This window comes from Lutibacter sp. (assembly GCF_016342705.1).
GTDB lineage: Bacteria > Bacteroidota > Bacteroidia > Flavobacteriales > Flavobacteriaceae > Lutibacter.
In genome coordinates this window covers 29,963-48,987 of sequence record NZ_JAEINV010000014.1, presented here as the reverse complement: position 1 = coordinate 48,987, position 19,025 = coordinate 29,963, and the positions used below count along the sequence as shown (strand labels likewise).

General features: G+C 32.8%; 17 protein-coding genes. 10 read left to right on the top strand and 7 right to left on the bottom strand.

The window, feature by feature from the left end; translation table 11 throughout:
* Window positions 1–288: 288 nt before the first annotated feature.
* The 10 genes from JEY78_RS15790 (at window position 289) to JEY78_RS12645 (ending at window position 10,079) form a co-directional block, all read left to right on the top strand.
* Window positions 289–1,578 carry a glycosyltransferase family 4 protein gene (locus tag JEY78_RS15790; protein WP_367158784.1) on the top strand — a complete coding sequence of 430 codons (1,290 nt, stop codon included), beginning with the start codon at window positions 289–291 and terminating at the stop codon, window positions 1,576–1,578.
* A 37-nt stretch (window positions 1,579–1,615) separates the two neighbouring features.
* Window positions 1,616–2,284: a hypothetical protein gene (locus JEY78_RS12685; RefSeq protein WP_291851927.1), complete on the top strand. Its 669-nt coding sequence runs from the start codon at window positions 1,616–1,618 to the stop codon at window positions 2,282–2,284.
* A 27-nt stretch (window positions 2,285–2,311) separates the two neighbouring features.
* A complete protein-coding gene (locus JEY78_RS12680; protein WP_291851925.1) occupies window positions 2,312–2,602 on the top strand; it encodes a GIY-YIG nuclease family protein in 291 nt (96 codons plus the stop codon).
* 253 nt (window positions 2,603–2,855) lie between these two features.
* Window positions 2,856–3,080 (top strand): hypothetical protein, encoded by a 225-nt coding sequence (locus JEY78_RS12675; RefSeq protein ID WP_291851923.1) that lies wholly within the window; start codon window positions 2,856–2,858, stop codon window positions 3,078–3,080.
* A gap of 34 nt (window positions 3,081–3,114) precedes the next feature.
* Window positions 3,115–4,314, top strand: coding sequence for a glycosyltransferase (locus JEY78_RS12670; protein ID WP_291851919.1), 1,200 nt, complete (start codon window positions 3,115–3,117; stop codon window positions 4,312–4,314).
* On the top strand, window positions 4,307–5,659 hold the full coding sequence (locus tag JEY78_RS12665; protein ID WP_291851916.1) for an O-antigen ligase: 1,353 nt from the start codon (window positions 4,307–4,309) through the stop codon (window positions 5,657–5,659). Before JEY78_RS12670 ends, JEY78_RS12665 begins: the two co-directional genes overlap by 8 nt.
* Before the next feature lie 115 nt (window positions 5,660–5,774).
* Complete coding sequence (locus tag JEY78_RS12660) at window positions 5,775–6,638, top strand: glycosyltransferase family 4 protein (protein WP_291851913.1); 864 nt, start codon at window positions 5,775–5,777, stop codon at window positions 6,636–6,638.
* The gene (locus tag JEY78_RS12655) at window positions 6,635–7,918 is read left to right on the top strand and encodes a phenylacetate--CoA ligase family protein (RefSeq protein ID WP_291851910.1); all 1,284 of its coding nucleotides are present in this window, start codon (window positions 6,635–6,637) and stop codon (window positions 7,916–7,918) included. Before JEY78_RS12660 ends, JEY78_RS12655 begins: the two co-directional genes overlap by 4 nt.
* Before the next feature lie 3 nt (window positions 7,919–7,921).
* Complete coding sequence (locus tag JEY78_RS12650) at window positions 7,922–8,665, top strand: glycosyltransferase family 2 protein (RefSeq protein ID WP_291851907.1); 744 nt, start codon at window positions 7,922–7,924, stop codon at window positions 8,663–8,665.
* Window positions 8,666–8,696: 31 nt separating this feature from the next.
* On the top strand, window positions 8,697–10,079 hold the full coding sequence (locus JEY78_RS12645) for an exopolysaccharide biosynthesis polyprenyl glycosylphosphotransferase (protein ID WP_291851904.1): 1,383 nt from the start codon (window positions 8,697–8,699) through the stop codon (window positions 10,077–10,079).
* A 110-nt stretch (window positions 10,080–10,189) separates the two neighbouring features.
* Here JEY78_RS12645 and JEY78_RS12640 read toward each other — a convergent pair whose 3' ends face one another.
* The 7 genes from JEY78_RS12640 to JEY78_RS12610 form a co-directional block, all read right to left on the bottom strand.
* On the bottom strand, window positions 10,190–10,519 hold the full coding sequence (locus JEY78_RS12640; RefSeq protein WP_291851901.1) for a hypothetical protein: 330 nt from the start codon (window positions 10,517–10,519) through the stop codon (window positions 10,190–10,192).
* 592 nt (window positions 10,520–11,111) lie between these two features.
* Window positions 11,112–11,876 (bottom strand): TIGR02757 family protein, encoded by a 765-nt coding sequence (locus JEY78_RS12635; protein WP_291851986.1) that lies wholly within the window; start codon window positions 11,874–11,876, stop codon window positions 11,112–11,114.
* Entirely contained in the window at window positions 11,869–12,780 is a 912-nt protein-coding gene (gene miaA, locus JEY78_RS12630; protein ID WP_291851898.1) for a tRNA (adenosine(37)-N6)-dimethylallyltransferase MiaA, read from the bottom strand. Before miaA ends, JEY78_RS12635 begins: the two co-directional genes overlap by 8 nt.
* Window positions 12,777–13,604: an ion transporter gene (locus tag JEY78_RS12625; RefSeq protein ID WP_291851895.1), complete on the bottom strand. Its 828-nt coding sequence runs from the start codon at window positions 13,602–13,604 to the stop codon at window positions 12,777–12,779. The genes miaA and JEY78_RS12625 overlap by 4 nt, the downstream gene beginning before the upstream one ends.
* Window positions 13,605–13,607: 3 nt before the next feature.
* Window positions 13,608–16,406 (bottom strand): caspase family protein, encoded by a 2,799-nt coding sequence (locus tag JEY78_RS12620; RefSeq protein WP_291851892.1) that lies wholly within the window; start codon window positions 16,404–16,406, stop codon window positions 13,608–13,610.
* Between the two features lie 7 nt (window positions 16,407–16,413).
* The gene (locus JEY78_RS12615) at window positions 16,414–17,835 is read right to left on the bottom strand and encodes a C1 family peptidase (RefSeq protein ID WP_291851890.1); all 1,422 of its coding nucleotides are present in this window, start codon (window positions 17,833–17,835) and stop codon (window positions 16,414–16,416) included.
* A 110-nt stretch (window positions 17,836–17,945) separates the two neighbouring features.
* A complete protein-coding gene (locus JEY78_RS12610) occupies window positions 17,946–19,025 on the bottom strand; it encodes an exonuclease domain-containing protein (RefSeq protein ID WP_291851887.1) in 1,080 nt (359 codons plus the stop codon).

The window sequence follows — 19,025 nt, the reverse complement described above, 5'->3', positions numbered from 1 at the left end:
CATGACGATGCGATAGAAAGTGATTCGCAAAACGATACAACGAACCGTCACCCTGAATTTAGTTCAGGGTCTGATGATTTAGAACACAATAATGAGATGCTGAAACAAGTTCAGCATGACGAAATGAAAGATGAGATGCTGAAGCAAGTTCAGCATGTCGACTCTCTGGATAACAAAAAGAAAGATATTCAATTAATTAAAATACCTGCATTTGCTATTACTTCCATAAAGAACAGTATAGATGCAATTTTAAAAATCCCTAACATCTGCTATACTATTTATAAAGCCATGCAATGGGCTGATCATATTCATCTGCGGTGTCCTGGAAATATTGGATTGTTGGGTTGTGTTGTGCAACTATTATTTATGAACAAACCAAAAACCGTAAAATATGCTGGTAATTGGGATCCTAAGAGTGCACAACCTAGGAGTTATCGGCTTCAAAAATGGATCGTTTCCAATACTTTTTTGACCCGTAATTGTAAAGTATTGGTATATGGGGATTGGCCAAATCAAAGCAAAAATATTGTCCCTTTTTTTACTGCGAGTTATTCGGAGGAAGAAATTGAAGCGGTTGAAATTAGAAACATTTCACAAAATAAGGATGGGATGCTGAAACAAGTTCAGCATGACGATTCTGGACATGGCGCAATGAACCGTCACCCTGAATTTATTTCAGGGTCTGATGGTTTGGAGCACAATGATGAGATGTTGAAACAAGTTCAGTATGACGAAAACAAACGTCACCCTGAATTTAGTTCAGGGTCTCATGGTGTGGAGTACAATGATGAGATACTGAAACAAGTTCAGCCTGACGGAATGAAGGATGAGATGCTGAAACAAGTTCAGTATGACGAAATGAAGGATGAGATGCTGAAACAAGTTCAGCATGACGAAATAAAGGATGAGATGCTGAAACAAGTTCAGCATGACGAAATAAAGGATGAGATGCTGAAACAAGTTCAGCATGACGGAATGAACGATGAGATGCTGAAACAAGTTCAGCATGGCGCAACGAACCGTCACCCTGAATTTAGTTCAGGGTTTCCAGCTAACAAACTAAAATTTATATACGTAGGAGGTTTAGTACCTGGAAAACAACCCTTATTAAGTGTGCAAGTGGTACACGAATTAAAAAGGAAAGGCTATAACGTTCAGTTAGATATGTATGGTGAAGGTATAGAAAGAACTAAAATTTCAGACTATATATTAGATAATTCCTTAGAAGAAGTGGTTTTTTTACATGGAAATGCACATAAAGAAATCGTAAAGAAAGCCTACCAGCAAGCACATTTTTTAGTGTTTATATCAAAATCTGAGGGTTGGCCAAAAGTGGTTGCAGAAGCCATGTTTTGGGGATGTGTTCCTTTATCCAGTGCCGTTTCTTGTGTTCCAGAAATGTTAGGGAATGGGAGTAGAGGAACCTTAGTTTCTACAAATGTAGCAGCTATTGTACGAGTTGTTGAAGGTTATATAAACAATGAAGAAACATATAAAAGGCACGCGGAAAATGCGATGGAATGGTCGAGAGCATTTACCTTAGAACGGTTTAAAGAGGAAATAGGGAGGTTGTTATAAAGGACGTCTCCCTGAATTTAGTTCAGGGTCTCATAATTTGGAATGTAAGGATGAGATGCTGAAACGAGTTCAGCATGACGAAATAAACGATGAGATGCTGAAACAAGTTCAGCATGACGAAATGAAGGATGAGATACTGAAACAAGTTCAGCATGACGAAATGAAGGATGAGATGCTGAAACAAGTTCAGCATGACGAAAACAAGCGTCACCCTGAATTTAGTTCAGGGTCTGGTGATTTGGAGCACAATGATGGGGTGCTGAAACGAGTTCAGCATGACGGAATGAACGATGAGATGCTGAAACAAGTTCAGCATGACGACTCTCAGCATGACGGAATAAACGATGAGATGCTGAAACAAGTTCAGCATGACGAAATGAAGGATGAGATACTGAAACAAGTTCAGCATGACGACTCTCAGCATGACGCAACGAACCGTCACCCTGAATTTAGTTCAGGGTCTGGTGATTTGGAGCACAATGATGGGGTGCTGAAACGAGTTCAGCATGACGAAATGAAGGATGAGATGCTGAAACAAGTTCAGCATGACGAAAACAAGCGTCACCCTGAATTTAGTTCAGGGTCTGGAAATTTAGAAATCAAAGATAAGATGCTGAAACAAGTTCAGCATGACGGAATGAACAGAGGGATGTTGAAACGAGTTCAGCATGACGGAATGATCGATGAGCTATTGAAACAAGAATAGCATGACGAAGTTATTGGAAAAAAATAGATGAAAGAAAGTTACATTTATATATTAAGCAATGAAAAAAGAACCACTTTATATATTGGAGTAACTTCAAATTTGATAGAAAGAATTGAAAATCATAAAAAAGGGATAGGTTCAACCTTCACAAAAAAATATAATGTTTGGGATTTATTATATTTTGAAGTGTTTAGCGATATAGAAATAGCTATTGAAAGGGAAAAACAGTTAAAAAGGTGGCACAAGGATTGGAAGTGGAATTTAATAAAGAAAAAAAACCCAAATTTATTAGATTTGTATGACGATTTGAGTTTATAAAATTATAATAAGTTATAACCAATCGTCACCCTGAATTTAGTTCAGGGTCTGGTGATTTAGAACACAAGGATGAGATGCTGAAACAAGTTCAGCATGACGACTCTGGACATCGCGCAATGAACTGTCACCTTGAACTTGTTTATGCGTCTGATGATTTAGAACACAAGGATGAGATGCTGAAACAAGTTCAGCATGACGGAATGAAGATGAGCTATTGAAACGAGTTCAGCATGACGACTCTGGACATAGCGCAATGAACTGTCACCTTGAATTTAGTTTAGGGTCTGGTGGTTTGGAGTACAAGGATGGGGTGCTGAAACAAGTTCAGCATGACGGAATGAACGATGAGATGCTGAAACAAGTTCAGCATGACGAAAACAAGCGTCACCCTGAATTTAGTTCAGGGTCTGGTGGTTTGGAGTACAAGAATGAGATGCTGAAACAAGTTCAGCATGACGGAATGAAGATGAGCTATTGAAACGAGATCAGCATAACGGAATGAAGATGAGCTATTGAAACGAGTTAAGCTTGATGATGCGAAGCAGAACGTCAATCAGCATGACGAATCTAACCTCAGGGCTGAGATGACGGATTTAAACAGACATCCGAAGGGTGAATTAAATGATATGAACAAACACATAAAAGTCCTACAAATTATAGATTCTTTAACGCCAGGTGGAGCTGAAATGATGGCTGTAAATATTGCGAATGGCTTATATGAGTTAGGTATAGCTTCTCATATTTGTACTACGCGTGTGGAAGGGGCTTTAAAAAATAATATTTCGGAAGGTGTAGGATATTTGTTTTTACATAAAAAAGGAACACTGGATTTGAAAGCCCTATGGAGGTTGCGGGTTTATATAGTTCACCATGAAATTACAACCATTCATGCGCATTCCTCTTCATTTTTTAGCGCGGTATTGGTAAAACTCCTGAAACCATCGGTTCAAATTATTTGGCACGATCATTATGGAAATAGTGAATTGTTGGCAGAAAGAAAGCGTTTAGCACTAAAAATATGTTCTTACTTTTTTAAAAGCAGTATTGCGGTGAATGCCTTATTATTGGATTGGGCTAAGCGTCATTTGCATAGTGCTTATAGCACCTATTTGGTTAATTTTGCCCATTTAAATACCACTATAAAAAAGAAAACTATTTTAAAGGGAGGTGATGGAAAACGAATCCTATGTTTAGCCAATTTACGCCCTCAAAAAGATCATTTTAATTTAGTAAAAGCGTTTAAAATAGTGCACGTACATTTTCCAGATTGGACACTACATTTAGTAGGAACGGATTTAAATGATAGCTATGCTTCCACATTAAAAGAATGGATTCAAAAAGAAGGGCTACAAGATGCAGTATTTATCTATGGAAATTGCTCGGATACCTACCAAATTTTAAAACAAACGACGATAGGCGTATTAGCATCAAAATCGGAAGGGTTACCGGTGAGTTTATTGGAATATGGATTGACTTCTTTACCAGTAGTTGCAACTGCTGTTGGAGCGATTCCTCAAGTGATTGTTCCGAATGAAACAGGGGTGTTGGTGGCTCCTGAAAACCATCAAGCGTTGAGTGGAGCAATCTTATTTTTGATAAATAACAAACCAATCAGCCTACAACTTGGGGGAGCATTGCATATATTTGTCACTACGTATTTTTCAAAAGCGGCCTATATGGAGGAATTAATTAAAATCTATCAGCGTGTATAATTTTTCAAAATATACAAGGTTACTATTTACATTGCTGCATTTGGGATTGGGTGTATTATTGTTAATAGGTTCCTTTAGTAAAATTTACTCTACGCTGCTTTTATTTATTGGCTTAATTGTTATTTATAAAACAAAAAACAAGCATGATGAAGCCATGTTTTGGAGTGCTTATTTGGTGGGGGGAGAAGTGCTGTTTAGAATGTCTGGCGGCATGATATTTCATGAACTACCAAAATATACCGTATTACTTTTTTTATTTGTAGGGTTGCTGGTGGAGGATAAACGACATCATGTGTCCGTAAGTTACCTGATCTATATCTTATTATTATTGATTGGCATTGCATTTGTAGACATTCCTTTTACGGAATCTATACGTAAGGCAGTGGCTTTTAATTTAAGTGGCCCTGTTTTATTAGGCGTATCGGCTATTTATTTTTACGGAAGAAAAATAAAAGTAGCAACACTGTTAAACGCCTTGTTTGTGATGTGTTTACCCATTGTATCTATGTTGAGTTATTTATTTTTTAAAACTCCCAATTTAAAGGAAATTGCATTTGGAGGGGGTGCAAATTTTGATACTTCTGGTGGGTTTGGACCTAATCAGGTAGCGACCATTTTAGGCTTGGGTGTTTTTATTGCGGCCGTGCATTTGTTTTCAAATAAAAGGTTTTTGTATCTATTTACCTTGGATGTATTATTATTGATGTATTTGGTATTTAGAGGTTTAATAACCTTATCACGAGGAGGGATGATGACTGCTTTTGCGGCTTTTGTAGCCTTTCTATTTTTCTATATTTTATCAAAAGAAGACAAATTCTATAGCTTTTTTAAATATGTTGGATTCGGGTTTTTATTTATAGTGGGAACTTGGATCTATTCTTCTGATTTAACGGGTGGGATGTTAACCAATAGATATCAGAACAAAAATGCGGCTGGGGTAGTGAAGGAAGATATTAGTACGGGAAGAGTGGATTTATTTGAAAGTGAATTGGAAGCTTTTTTTGAACATCCTTTCTTTGGTATTGGGGTTGGAGGTTCTAAATATAAAAGAATGGAAGAATCGGATATTGTGGCAGCTTCTCATAATGAAGTGAGTCGTCTTTTAGGAGAGCATGGGATGATTGGTTTGTTCATTTTATTTCTTTTGGTAATTATTCCTATGCGTACCATTCTAAAGCAACCCATGTTTGCACGCGCATTTTTAAGTGCGTTTTTAATATTTTGGTTTTTAACCATCAATCATTCAGCCATGAGGATTGCATTTCCTGCATTTATTTATGGATTGAGTGTGATGATCATTGATAAAGAAGAAGAACTTGAAGAAAATTGTATACATAGGGAATAATCTATCAGAAGGAAATCCAACCACTATTCAACAACTATCTATTGCATTAGCAGGTGCGGGTTTTCATATGCTGGTATTTTCCAATAAAAAAAATAGGATAATTAGACTCTTGGATATGTGTTGGGGCGTCCTAAAAAATTACAAGGCCTCCTATATCTTAATAGATACGTATAGTACCAACAATTTTTATTATGCTTTTATTATTTCACAGCTAGCAAGGGTATTTCAAATAAAATACATTCCTATTTTACATGGGGGAAACTTACCGCAGCGACTTCAAAAAAATCCTTTTTTAGCTGCTTGTATTTTTAAAAATTCGGTGATCAATGTTTCACCTTCTCACTATTTGTTGGAAGTATTTTCAAAAGCGGGCTTTCCTACCATGGTAATTCCCAATGCCATTGCCATAGATGCCTATGCAGTTACAGAAAGAACTACATTTGCTCCCAAGGTATTATGGGTGCGTGCTTTTGATAAAATTTACAATCCAACAATGGCAGTAGCAGTGCTTGTTGAATTAAAGAAGAGCTTTCCCAATGCTACCTTGTGTATGGTGGGGCCTGATAAAGATGGCTCCTTACAAGAAGTCATGGAATTTGCAAAATTTAAAAATGTAGCAGCCGCGATTGAATTTACTGGAGGATTAAGTAAAGAGGATTGGATTCAGAAATCTAAAAACTATGATATTTTTATAAATACGAGTAATTTTGATAATATGCCCGTAAGTGTAATTGAAGCGATGGCATTGGGTTTACCTGTAATTTCAACAAACGTGGGGGGCATTTCATATCTCATAGCGGATGGGAACACTGGAAAATTGGTGGCTAAAAATAATGCTGTAGAAATGGCGGAAGTTATAAGAAGCATATTGGAAAATCCTTTGGAAGGTTTGAATATCGCAAAGAATGCTAGAAAACAAGTGGAATTGTTTGATGAAAGAGAAGTGCTGAAAATGTGGCTAAAAGTAGTGCAGAAATGAGTTATAAATTAATTTTTAAAATAGGACAAAACTTTAGAAATCCATCATTAACAAAAAATTATTTGTTTTTGAAGGAGTCTGAGCACTGGTCTTTAGAAAAGCTCAAGGCGTATCAATTGTTGAAATTGCAAGAATTGGTAGCGTTTTCTTACCACCATTCATCCTACTATAAAACTGCGTTCGATGCTATTGGATTGAAACCAAGTGATATCGAATCGTTAGAGGATATTAAAAAACTACCCATCGTTTCAAAGCAAGAATTGATTCAATACGCCACTGAAATTCATACGTTCAAAAAAGGGAACAAAAAATTTAAAGCATCTACTTCCGGTACTTCAGGAAGTTCTTTAACATTTTGGAAAGATGAACATGCCGATTCTTTTAATAGAGCTAGTATTTTTAGAGGGTATTCATGGTATGATGTACAGCCATGGGAACGAAATTTATATTTTTGGGGATTTCAGTTTTCGGTATTTTCAAAATTGAAATACGGTATTTTAGACGCCTTGCAAAATAGGTTTAGAATTTTTAGTTACCAAGAAAATTCCTTAAAAAGAATGATTCCAAAATTAAAAAAAGTTTCATTTATGCACGGCTATTCCTCTATGATATATGAAGTGGCTAAACTATATAACCAATGGCAGTTGGAAAAGCCCACCCAATTAAAAATGATTAAAGGGACTTCAGAAAAAGTGTTTCCAGCCTATCAGCATGAAATAGAAAAAGCGTTTGGTTTAAAAATGATCAACGAATATGGTGCAGCCGAATCTGGAATTATTGCTTTTGAATGCCCAAAAGGAAGTATGCATATCAATATGGAAGGTGTGCTTGTGGAGGCAATTAACAATGAAATTTTGGTGACAAATTTGCAACAAACATCATTTCCAATTCTACGTTATCAATTAGGGGATTATATAGCATTAGGTGATGCTTCCGAGCACTGTACTTGTGGTATGCAACATACGATACTGAAAGAGGTTACAGGCAGAATTGGGAAAGTGGTGCATGGTATTGAAGAACAGTATCCAAGTTTGTATTTTTACTATATTTTTAAAAATTTGGGGCAACAGCAGCAATTGTATTTAAATTATCAGGTGCAACAGCATACCAAAGGAACTTTACTATTTTTAATTGAGCAGGCGTTGACAGACCTTCAATTGGCACTTGTTAAAAAAGAAATAACAAGTTATTTTAAAAATGATATGCATGTTGAAATTAAAAGTAAGCAGGTTATTTCGGCAAATTTAAAAAAGCAAGAAAGTTTTATTTCAACCATTTAAGCTATGAATGATCCCTTAGTTTCCATTATAACACCCAATTTTAATGCCGATAAATATATTTCGCGCAGTATAGAAAGTGTGTTACAGCAGACGTATAAAAATTGGGAATTATTAATTATTGATGATGGTTCTACAGATAACTCCGTTGAAATTATTGAGAAGTTTAGTGCGGAGGATGCACGTATTAAATTAATTAAATTATCAATTAATTCAGGTCCGGCAATTTGTAGAAATACAGGAATTGAAAAGGCATCTGGGAGTTTTATTGCTTTTTTAGATAGTGATGATTATTGGGATGAAAATAAATTGGCAATTCAAACAAAAACTATGATTGAAGGTCGTTTGTCCTTTTCATTCACGGGGTATTCCATTGTAAATGAAGCGAATGAATTTATTAACATACAAAAAGCGAAGCCTTTAGTTAGCTATAATGATTTATTGACCAATAATTATATAGGTTGTTTAACGGCTATGTATTCCGTTACATCTTTAGGAAAAGTTTATTTTCCAGCGCTATTGAAAAGGCAAGATTGGGCATTGTGGTTGTCAATTACAAAAAAAGGAGTTCCTGCTGTAGGAATCGATATCCCTTTGGCGTATTACACAAAAAGAAGGAATTCTGTTTCTAGTAATAAATTTTTTTTATTAAAATATAATTGGATAGTTTATCGTAAATTTGAAAATATTAAACTGTTAAAATCATTAAAATTAATGGTTATTCTAATTCTAAAAAAGATACTGAAATAATTATTTTTTGCTAGTAATTCATTAACATTAAATGCCAAATACAAAAATACATTTCTCCCTCTCTGAGCGTAAATTATATTTACGTTTGTTAGATGTATTATTACCAATTTTAAGCTTTTATGTAATTAGCTTAGTCACAGAATATCAATACTTTAATTTTAAGAATCCACAAATTCTTACTTGGAGTATTTCATTGAGTATTTATGTGCTTTTTTTTGGTGAAATATTTGAAATGTACAATTTAAAAGTAGCGAGTGATAAGTATTTAACCTTAAGAAGTACAGTGCTTACCGTACTTTTTGCAACTATCTTTTATGTATTTACACCCTATTATTCACCATTACTTCCACAAAATAGGCTGCAAATCCTCTATTTTTTTGGAGTTATTTTAATCTCAATTTTATGCAATAGGTTTATTTATATTCAATTTATTTTTTCACCACGGTTTTTAAAAAATATTTTGATTATTGCAGAGGAAGCAGAAATTGAAAAAATACTAGCCTGTGAGCAACATCAAGAAATTAATATGATTAAATGTTACGTGTCTGATGAAAATATAAAAAACGACACGTTAAAATTTATAGACATACAACACGCAAATATTGCAGAGTTAGTGAAGGAATATGCGATTAATGAAATTATTGTATCCTCTACCAATAGTGCGTTAATTACCAAAAAAATTAACAATCAGCTGATTGCAATTTTTGAAAAAGGTTTGAATATAAAAAGTGTAGACAGCTTTATTGAAAATGAAACTTTTAGAGTATCAGAGAATAAGCTGACGCATAATTTTTATAGTTATTTTACTTTTAGTAAAAGCCAAGAGAATAATGTATACATGTCCTTTCATAGAATTTTAGATATAGGTATTTCACTTTTGGGGATTGTGACCCTTGTTTTTTTAGTACCGTTTGTGGTTTTAGGAAATTTAGCAGGGAATTGGGGAGGCTTATTTTATACGCAAAATCGTGTGGGGAAAAGAGGGAAGGAGTTTAAAATTATAAAATTTCGCTCTATGGTTACAAATGCTGAGGAGCATGGCGCGGTTTGGGCAAAAAAGAATGACATGCGTGTGACAAAATTTGGTAGGTTATTGCGAAAATCAAGAATTGATGAAATTCCTCAGTTTATAAACGTATTAAAAGGAGACATGAGTTTAATAGGTCCGAGGCCAGAACGACCTGAGTTTGTACAACAGTTAGAGCAGGATCTTCCATACTATGCGATGCGCCATGTGATTAAGCCAGGATTAACGGGTTGGGCACAAGTTATGCATCCGTACGCAAGTACTGTTAAAGATCAGCAGGATAAGTTAATGTATGATTTGTATTATATTAAAGAACGAAATTTGTTGATGGATTTTAAAATTATTGTTAAAACCATTAGTACTGTTTTGTTTTTTAGAGGTACTTAAAATTCTTTAAAAGATGAGAGATTTTAAAGGCATTACAAATAATGAAATATAGGAGCAACAAAAAACTCAGACGTTTGTGTCTGAGTTTTTAATGGTGACTGTTTCTCTTTTTAAGAAATTACTTTCACTTTTATGGGCATTGTATAAACCTCGTTTGGAATCCCGGGATTGTCTAATTTTTTGTAATTTACATTTTTTCGAAGGTAATCTTTAATATCTGCTCTTGTAGAATCTACATTTAAGACAATAATTTCTCCGTTGGCATTGAACGTAAAACTGAAGTTCACCTTAAAATCACTTTCTGCTATAAATTTAGCATCATCAAATAAGTTTACAATTTGATTTCTAATTTCTGTAGTTGTTTTTTCTACTTTTTCTGAAGCAAACATGCTTGTCATCCCAAATAAAAGGGCTACTGCTATTAATTTTAATTTTTTCATCTTGTTAGTTTTTAAAGGTTTTGTAAAAATTGATCTTAATTAATATTCATATCTTCTTTGGTTATTCCATTGCGCTCTTCGGGTATAGGTAATGCTTAATTGTAATAATCTTTTTTTATCGGATTGGTTAAGTATAATCATTGTTTTCATATGTGTTCTTTTTTATTGTTTAACTATTATCTTTATTTGTTAGACAAATATAAGATTTCATTGGATGTGTACAAAATTGAAAATGCCTATTAACAAATATTTAACTATATATTCATTAAAAAGGCTTTTTATGTGAGAATACATTAAAATACACTTAAATATATGAAAAATATTGATGATAATATAAATTTATGGGCTATAACTTAAACCTATTGAAATTTTTAAAATCTGATAAAATAGGTGGGTAAATACCTTTATGAAGGTATATACATCGCAAAAAGACTTGATTTATGAATTATGAAGTCCATCAAAATAGTGATTGTTTAAATGATACATAATTTACAAATATAGATTCGCAAGAATGTTTAATTAAAAAACTTATAAATGAAACAAAATAAAGTAGAAAGAAAAAAGAGTAGATTAATTTCTACGTGTAAAAAAATCAAAATTTCTCAAACACTCCTAATCCAAATAAGGCAAAATCATATTTAACAGGATCGTTTTTATCCATATTTCGTAAGTTCAAATCTAATTCTAGCAAAGCCTTTGCATCATTTTGTTTTCTGGTAAGCAATCCTAATTTTCTGGCAACATTTCCAGAATGCACATCTAAGGGACATGATAATTGCGAGGGAGAGAGGCTGTTCCAAATCCCAAAGTCAACCCCAGTAGTATCTTTTCTCACCATCCATCGTAAAAACATGTTGATGCGTTTTGCCGCAGAACCATTTAAGGGATCTGAAATGTGTTTTTCAGTACGATTTAAATGCTCAAGTTCAAAAAATATTTTTTTAAACTGATGTATGGCTGGTTGCAAAGAATCTTTAGTAGCGGCTTTTTGAAAGATAGCTTCTAAGCCATGGTGATTTTTATAAATATGGCGTAAAGCAGTTATAAAATATCTAAAATCGGAACTGTTATAGGTACGGTGCACAAAATTATCAAAAGTATTTAACTCATGATTTTTATGATGCATCACAAAATCGTAGGGAGAATTTCCCATAAGATCCATCATTTGATGTGCATTCTTAATAATCATTTTTCTATTTCCCCAGGCAATAGTTGCCGTTAAAAAACCTGCAATTTCAATATCTTCTTTTACCGTAAATAAATGAGGAATTTGAATGGGATCACTTTCAATAAATGTTGGATGGTTATATTGAATTACTTTTTCGTCTAAAAATTGTTTGAGTTCTTCTTTATGCAACATGGAGCAATGCTGTTATTTTTTTTATGATGTCAGCAGTGTCATCTTCAAAATTAAACCAATGAATCGCAGTATCCTTTTTATTCCAAGTAACTTGTCTTTTGGCAAATCTTCGGGTATTTTTTTTAATTTCTTCTACCGCAACATCCAAAGTGATTTCCCCATTAAAATATTGGAACAATTCTTTGTAGCCCACTGTTTGTAATGCGTTTAGGTTTTTATGAGGTGCTAATTTTTTAGCTTCTTCCAGCAATCCTTGTTGCATCATGATATCAACACGTTGATTGATACGTTGGTACATGATTTCTCTGGGAGCGGTTAATCCCACTTTAATGGTTGTAAAATTTCGTAACTGCTTATTTTTATTTTTAAAGGAAGCATAGGGTTTTCCTGTGCCAATGCAGATTTCTAAAGCTCTTATAAGTCTATGTGGATTTTCAATTTCAATAGTTTGATAACTTTCAACATCTAATTGCTTTAATTGTTCTTGAAGCTGTGCTAATTCGCCATTTTTTATCCGGGAATTTAATTCGGCTCTAATGGTTGGTGAAACTTCTGGAAAATAATCTAAACCATCAATAACGGCGTTTGCATACAAGCCACTTCCGCCCACCATAATAACAACATTGCTTGTTTTAAAGAGTTCGTTTAGTTGCGAAATGGCATCTTTTTCAAAATCGCCCACGCTGTAATTATCAAAAATTGATCTGTTTTGAATAAAATGATGCTGTGCAGCAGCCAATTCTTCATTGTTGGGAACAGCTGTACCAATTTCCATTTCTTTGTAAAACTGACGAGAATCGCATGAAATAATTTCTGCTTGAAAATGCTTTGCTAATTGAATGCTTAAAGCTGTTTTTCCAATGGCAGTAGCACCAACAACTGCAATTAAGTACTTATTCATATATTTAATTTTTCACCACAGTTATTACAGTATTTTGAATGGTCTAAATGCTTGTCTGAGCCGCAATGGGAACAATGCTGTGTGTTTTTAATTACGGGATCTACTTTACTCATTTCAGAAGTTACAATTCCTGTTGGAACTGCAATAATACCATATCCTAAAATCATAACAATACTTGCAATAAATTGGCCTAATGGTGTTTGTGGAGAAATATCGCCGTAACCCACTGTGGTTAAGGTGACTATTGCCCAATACATACTGTATGGAATACTTGTAAAACCATTTACAGGACCTTCTATTAAGTACATAATAGTTCCTAAAATAATGGTTAATATTAATACAGATAATAAAAAAACAATAATTTTTATTTTACTTGCTTTTAAAGCGGTGCTTAATATTTTTGAAGCCCCTAAATATCGCGCTAATTTTAAGATTCGAAACACTCTTAAAAGACGCAATGCTCGCAAGGCGATTAGTGCGTGTGTGCCGACAAAAACCAATGAAATATATTTTGGAATGGTGGCTAACAAATCTATAATACCATAAAAACTAAAAATGTAGGAACTGGGTTTTTTAATGGTGTACACTCTTAAAAAATATTCAATGGTAAATAAAATAGTAATCACCCATTCTGCAATGTTTAAGAAATTATGGTATTTAGCATCAAAACTTACCACACTTTCTAACATGACTAAAATGATACTCACTATAATAGTGAGTATCAGTATAATGTCAAACCATTTCCCAGCAGGCGTATCTGCTTCGTAAATAATTTGATGTATTTTTTCCTTTCTTTTTTGAAACGTTGATTTAGGTTCTTCCAATGATTATTTTTTAATAAATATAAAATCTCCACCTTCATCACCAATCCCATGAATAACACCATATTGCGGTACGGTTGAACTGTTGTTGGCAACAGGTGTTTTAATGGCGCTAAATAAGTCTAATGCAGACATATATTTTTCATTATTACTTTTCAATCGATCTGTTAAGTATTTGTAAAATACGCTTTTATTAGGAACTGTTTTTAAAGTTCCGCTAGTAATTGCTTTTTTACTTGGTAATTCATATAATTTTTTAAATGCCAATGGAGCATCCTCGGTTAATGCTCTTGATTTAAAAATACTTCCACTAAAACAAGCATCGGAAATTAACAAGGTATGCTTCGATTTAATTCTTTTAATAGTGGATACAATTACTGAGTTCTGAATCCAATTTGCCGTATATTCCTTTTCAGCATCTGAAGGCAACCAATACCCAACTTCAGAATCTTCTTCGTAAACTCCATGCCCTGCATAAAAAATTAATAAATTATCTTCATCGGTTAATTTTTTACGCAAATCGTCAAAAGCGTTTAAAATTTCTACTCTTTTAGCGTTTACCAACACTTTTACATTTTCAGGCTTAAAATTATAAAATGTTTTTAATATAGTGGCTAAACCTTCGGCATCTTTATTAGGTAAATCTTCTAAATCTACAATTTTGGCATCTCCATAATCACTAACACCTATTAAAAGAGCGTAATATTCACCATTATTGGTAGTGACAATGTTATCGTTAGTCGTGTCGTCAATATCGTCATTATTGTTATTATTTACAACAATTACAGGCGATTCTCGTTTAAAATAGAACTTTTTAGTGGTTGTTTTTCCTTTAATATCTGATGCGGTTACCACTAATTCATTATCTCCAAATTTTAAAGGAACATCGGCATTAAAATCACCGTTTGCAGCTACGTAGGCATCAATATCATTAATTTTTACAAAATAAATTCCATCTTTGTCTGTGGCTTTTCCTTTTACCTGAATGTTTTTTGTTTTCACAATTTTAAAACCTCTTGAAACTACTTCAGGTTCTATAATTTCAATTTCTGGAGGATTATTAAAATCTTCTTGAAGATATTTAATTTTTAAATCATCAATTTCCAAGATTGTTTTATCATAAATAACCCAACCAAAACTTGTGCCTGGTAAGGAATTCATTTCAATTTTATCTAAATATTGATTGTTGATAAAAAAGCGATATTGATTTCCGTTTTTACGAATACTGATGCGGTTTGCTGCTGTACCTGTTGCAATATATGGACTTTCTGTCCAATCAAAAACTATTGTTTTTTCACCATTTATATATTTCCGAAGCAAATAACTGCCATTATTTGAAATGAAAAATTCATATTTGTTATTATCATCTTTTTTTCCAAAAACAAATGCTAAACTTGTATTTGTAGCGGTTTTTCTTTCTAACGTGGTTTCAATTTCAAAATCTCTAGATTGGTTGATGGTTACATTTTTGCCAAAATAATAACCGCCCGTTTCTCTTTTGTGTTCAATATGATATTTTCCATTTGCTACGTATGAATTGTAATTCTCCGAATTTCCGGAGATCCATAAAGCATTGTTATTATTAAAATCTTCATTCATAATATAATCTTTACTAGTGTTGTTATTAGTTACAATAACATCTTTTTTACCGTCAAGATATTGAATGGTTACATAATTAACAGCAAATTTTTGTTCTGTAAAGGCAACAAAACCAATATTATTTCCAAAAAAAGCTGTGTATGGAATTTCATTTATAAAAGTGTCGTTTATATAAAATAAGTACTTGTTGTTTTCTTTTTTTATAGTGAGTTTATTTGCAATTCCGTTATTTTTATGAATGGTCTCTGAAGCAGTCCAATCTATAATGTTGGTATACGTACCGTTATCATATTTAGAAATTCTATAAAATCCCGTTCCAGAAATATTAAATAGGTATTGATTATTCGCATCTTTCCTTCCAAAAATTAGCCCGTATCCACTATTATCTTCCCCTGAAAGTTTTGTTAATTCCGTTTCAATTTCAAAATCTTTGTAACTATCTATAGGAGCGTATATGGTTTTATATTGACCTGCAGATTTTTGAAATTGATTAAAATAATAATTGCCATCTTGTAAATACGTGTTAATGTATTCATTAGAACCAGTAGGCCAATAATTTGAATTTGAACTAAATTGCTCATTAAATGCATAATTTTTACCGCCCGATAAATAGGATACAGTTAAATTGTCAATGCCTATTTTTTGATGTTGATTTACAACAAACCCAACTCTGTCTACCTCAATTGTTTTTAAAGTAGCCGTATAAATTAATTGGTTATTCACATAAAAAGTGGTGGTGTTTCCTATTTTAGTGATAGATAAAATATTGGATGATTCTTCTGTATTATAGGTGGTATTGGTGAATTCCCAATCTTTTACAGCTATAAATTGATTAGTAGCTTTTGAATAGTTGTATAAAGAAAAATAACCTTGACTGGTAATTAAAAATTCAAAATATTCATCATTTGTACCCCAGTCTATTCCATAACCAGCATTTTGAACGCCACTTATTTTTTTAATGGTAGCCTCTATTTTATAATCTCTTTGGGTATCAATAGTGATATTTTGTGTAGATAGCCAGCTACCAGTTTTCTGCTTGTGTTCAAAATAATAATAGCCATCTCTTACAGAAAATGTTCTTTTAGCATCACTTCCTTCGTACCAATTGTGAATGTTTGAATTGAAATTATCAGAAAAAATTTCCGTATTTTGAGCGAAGCCTATGTAAAAGCTACATAATATTGGAATAAGTACCTTTAGTTTCATACTGTTTTTATTTATGGTTTACTTCAATAAAAAGAGGGACAATAGCTGCATTTTTGTTTGTGGAAGTTGCCTTAAATGCAATATTATTTTGGTCTAATTGTAAATCTTTTCCAGCATATAAATACGGTTGTAAGATGGTTTTTAGATTGCTAGTAAATTCTCCTTTCATTTGTTTTAGCGACGTGAGAATGGCATTTAAATCGAGCATTCGTGTGCTATATAATAAGCATAAAATATCTGTACCCGGTTTGTTGTCAAATTCAATAAAATAATTTTCATTAGGTATGGCAATTTCACTTTTTGAGTATCCAAAATAAGCGCTATAGTTGTCAAAAGGGTATAATTGATTGATAGATTTATCGCTTCCTCCATATCCAATTAAGTAAATATAGGCTGCTTGTTGGCTATCAAAATAAATTCTAAATTGAGTGCCAGAATTATAAGAATCCATAATTTTATACGTGCTTTTACTAGCCGCTACAATATTAAAATTACGTGTGGCATCTGGTAAAAGAGAGGCTTTCATGGCAGTGCCATTGCTTAATTGAAGTTTCATAGATCCTTGTAAAGCAATGGTTTCAGGTTTTGGCGCTTCAATTTCATCAATCATTACATAGGCTGTTTTTACGTAACTCTCAAAGTTGTTATATTTCACCCAAATAAATCCATTATTTCCCCAAGTAGCACCCCAAGAGTTCATAATTTCAAAAGCGCCACCATCTTTGTTGTCATCATATCCTACAACTACCATAGCGTGACCACCAACATTTCCAGATTGTAAGCCACTCCAAGTTCCTTTTGTATAATGAAAGGTATCTGAAATTTGCATACCAATGACTACTGGATTGTTGTTTGCAATGGCTTTTTTAACCTTTAAAGCCAAGTTGGATGGATTATCCCAATTTGCCAACCTTTCAAAGTTTTCAATTTTATTTAATCCTGCAATTTCAAAAGCACTATCTGTAGGTAAAGTTGTACAGGCTTGTTGATTGTAGTTAAAATCACTTAATTTTAAAATTCCATACTTTTTAATAAGCATCATAGCATCAGAAACATACGAGCCATTTTGACAAGCAGTATCTGTAGGACCTTTAATTAAATTATAAACAAAAGCAGGCGAAAAGGTGTTTTCATTAATTTTAGCAATGTTATTTGCCCATTTATTTTTTATGGCATTTGAAATTGTTCTTGCACCAAAACCACTTGCCCATCCAACACAGGAAGGCTGAGTTCCTTGACTTTGAGGAGTAGGGCAGTAGGCTTTTAAACTATAATATTTGGGTAAATCGTCTAAGCTTCTTGTGGTTAAAGGAGCTGTTAATTCAATAGCTTCATATTTTTCTTTGTCTAATAATAATCCGGTAGTAAATTGTTCTTGACTAAAAATAAAAGAAGTAAAGCATACAAATAAAAGTGTTAGATTTTTCATGGTGAAAGCATATATATTAGTTATTTATGTAAAGTTGAACATATTTAATATGCTCATTTACAAATATAAATGCCTCAGGAATTAAAAAAAATACGCTATATGACGTATTTTTAAAATCTAATTAGTTTTTCGACTTTATTTTTTTGAAGGTAATTTTTTATGATGAATCTATTTTCAATAGAGTTCTCCATAGGTGAAATTAGGGTTCGAAGGATTTCTATATTGTTAATTTGGTATTCTAGATTTACATAACAATACCCTTTAAATTGATTGTTTTCAATCAGTAAAACAGATTTTTCACCAATGGTTCTTCCTTTATCTACTACTAATAAATTTTCATTGCTGAATTCAATTTCAGAGAATTGTTGTTTTTTAGAAAAATTGAATTTTGGTTTGTTGGTTTTAATTTCTTCTAAATACTTTAGTTGTGCAATTAATTCGTTTCCAGTTTCTTCATAGGAAACAGAAACAACACTATTTTGAATAATTTCGGCTTTTTTGGAAGTTCTTAAAAATAACTGATTTACGGCTTTTTGTATGTTTAAACCTTTGCCAATATAAAGTATGTTACTGGTACAATTGTGCACATAAAATAATCCAATATGTTTTGGCAACTCATCTAAAATGTTTAATAATTTAGGAGCTAGTTTTTTGCTAGTATCAATTTTAATAGCACTTTTAATTATTTCTTTATGAATGTCTTTATTCAGTAAAAGTTTAAATAATTGAACAGTGGCAATAGCATCTCCTTCAGCTCTATGTCTGCTGGAAACAGGAATTCCTAAGGCTCTACAAAGTTTACCTAATTTATAAGAAGCTTGTTCGGGAATTAATTTTTGACTTAATTCAACCGTACACAAGGTTTTTCTTTCAAATTCAAAACCTAAACGTCTAAATTCTGTAGTTAAAATTCTATTATCAAAATTGGCATTATGCGCCACTAAAACACAATCGGTTGTTATTTCAACAATACGTTTGGCAACCTCGTAAAATTTTGGTGCATTTTTAAGCATTCCGCTATTGATACCGGTTAAATTTACTACAAAAGGTTGTATTTCCCTTTCAGGATTAATTAAACTTATGAATTGATCAACAATTTGATGGCCATCAAATTTGTAGATAGCAATTTCTGTAATTCCCTCTTGGTTGAATTTACCTCCTGTGGTTTCTATGTCTAGTATTGCGTACAA

Excerpts from the sequence above, each read along its gene's own strand:
- JEY78_RS12675 (WP_291851923.1), top strand. The coding sequence starts at position 2,856 with ATGAACTGTCACCTTGAATTTAGTTTAGGGTCTGGTGGTTTGGAGTAC.
- JEY78_RS12620 (WP_291851892.1), bottom strand. The coding sequence starts at position 16,406 with ATGAAACTAAAGGTACTTATTCCAATATTATGTAGCTTTTACATAGGC.
- JEY78_RS12650 (WP_291851907.1), top strand. The coding sequence starts at position 7,922 with ATGAATGATCCCTTAGTTTCCATTATAACACCCAATTTTAATGCCGAT.
- JEY78_RS12660 (WP_291851913.1), top strand. The coding sequence starts at position 5,775 with ATGTGTTGGGGCGTCCTAAAAAATTACAAGGCCTCCTATATCTTAATA.
- JEY78_RS15790 (WP_367158784.1), top strand. The coding sequence starts at position 289 with ATGCAATGGGCTGATCATATTCATCTGCGGTGTCCTGGAAATATTGGA.
- JEY78_RS12615 (WP_291851890.1), bottom strand. The coding sequence starts at position 17,835 with ATGAAAAATCTAACACTTTTATTTGTATGCTTTACTTCTTTTATTTTT.
- JEY78_RS12640 (WP_291851901.1), bottom strand. The coding sequence starts at position 10,519 with ATGAAAAAATTAAAATTAATAGCAGTAGCCCTTTTATTTGGGATGACA.
- miaA (WP_291851898.1), bottom strand. The coding sequence starts at position 12,780 with ATGAATAAGTACTTAATTGCAGTTGTTGGTGCTACTGCCATTGGAAAA.
- JEY78_RS12655 (WP_291851910.1), top strand. The coding sequence starts at position 6,635 with ATGAGTTATAAATTAATTTTTAAAATAGGACAAAACTTTAGAAATCCA.
- JEY78_RS12645 (WP_291851904.1), top strand. The coding sequence starts at position 8,697 with ATGCCAAATACAAAAATACATTTCTCCCTCTCTGAGCGTAAATTATAT.
- JEY78_RS12680 (WP_291851925.1), top strand. The coding sequence starts at position 2,312 with ATGAAAGAAAGTTACATTTATATATTAAGCAATGAAAAAAGAACCACT.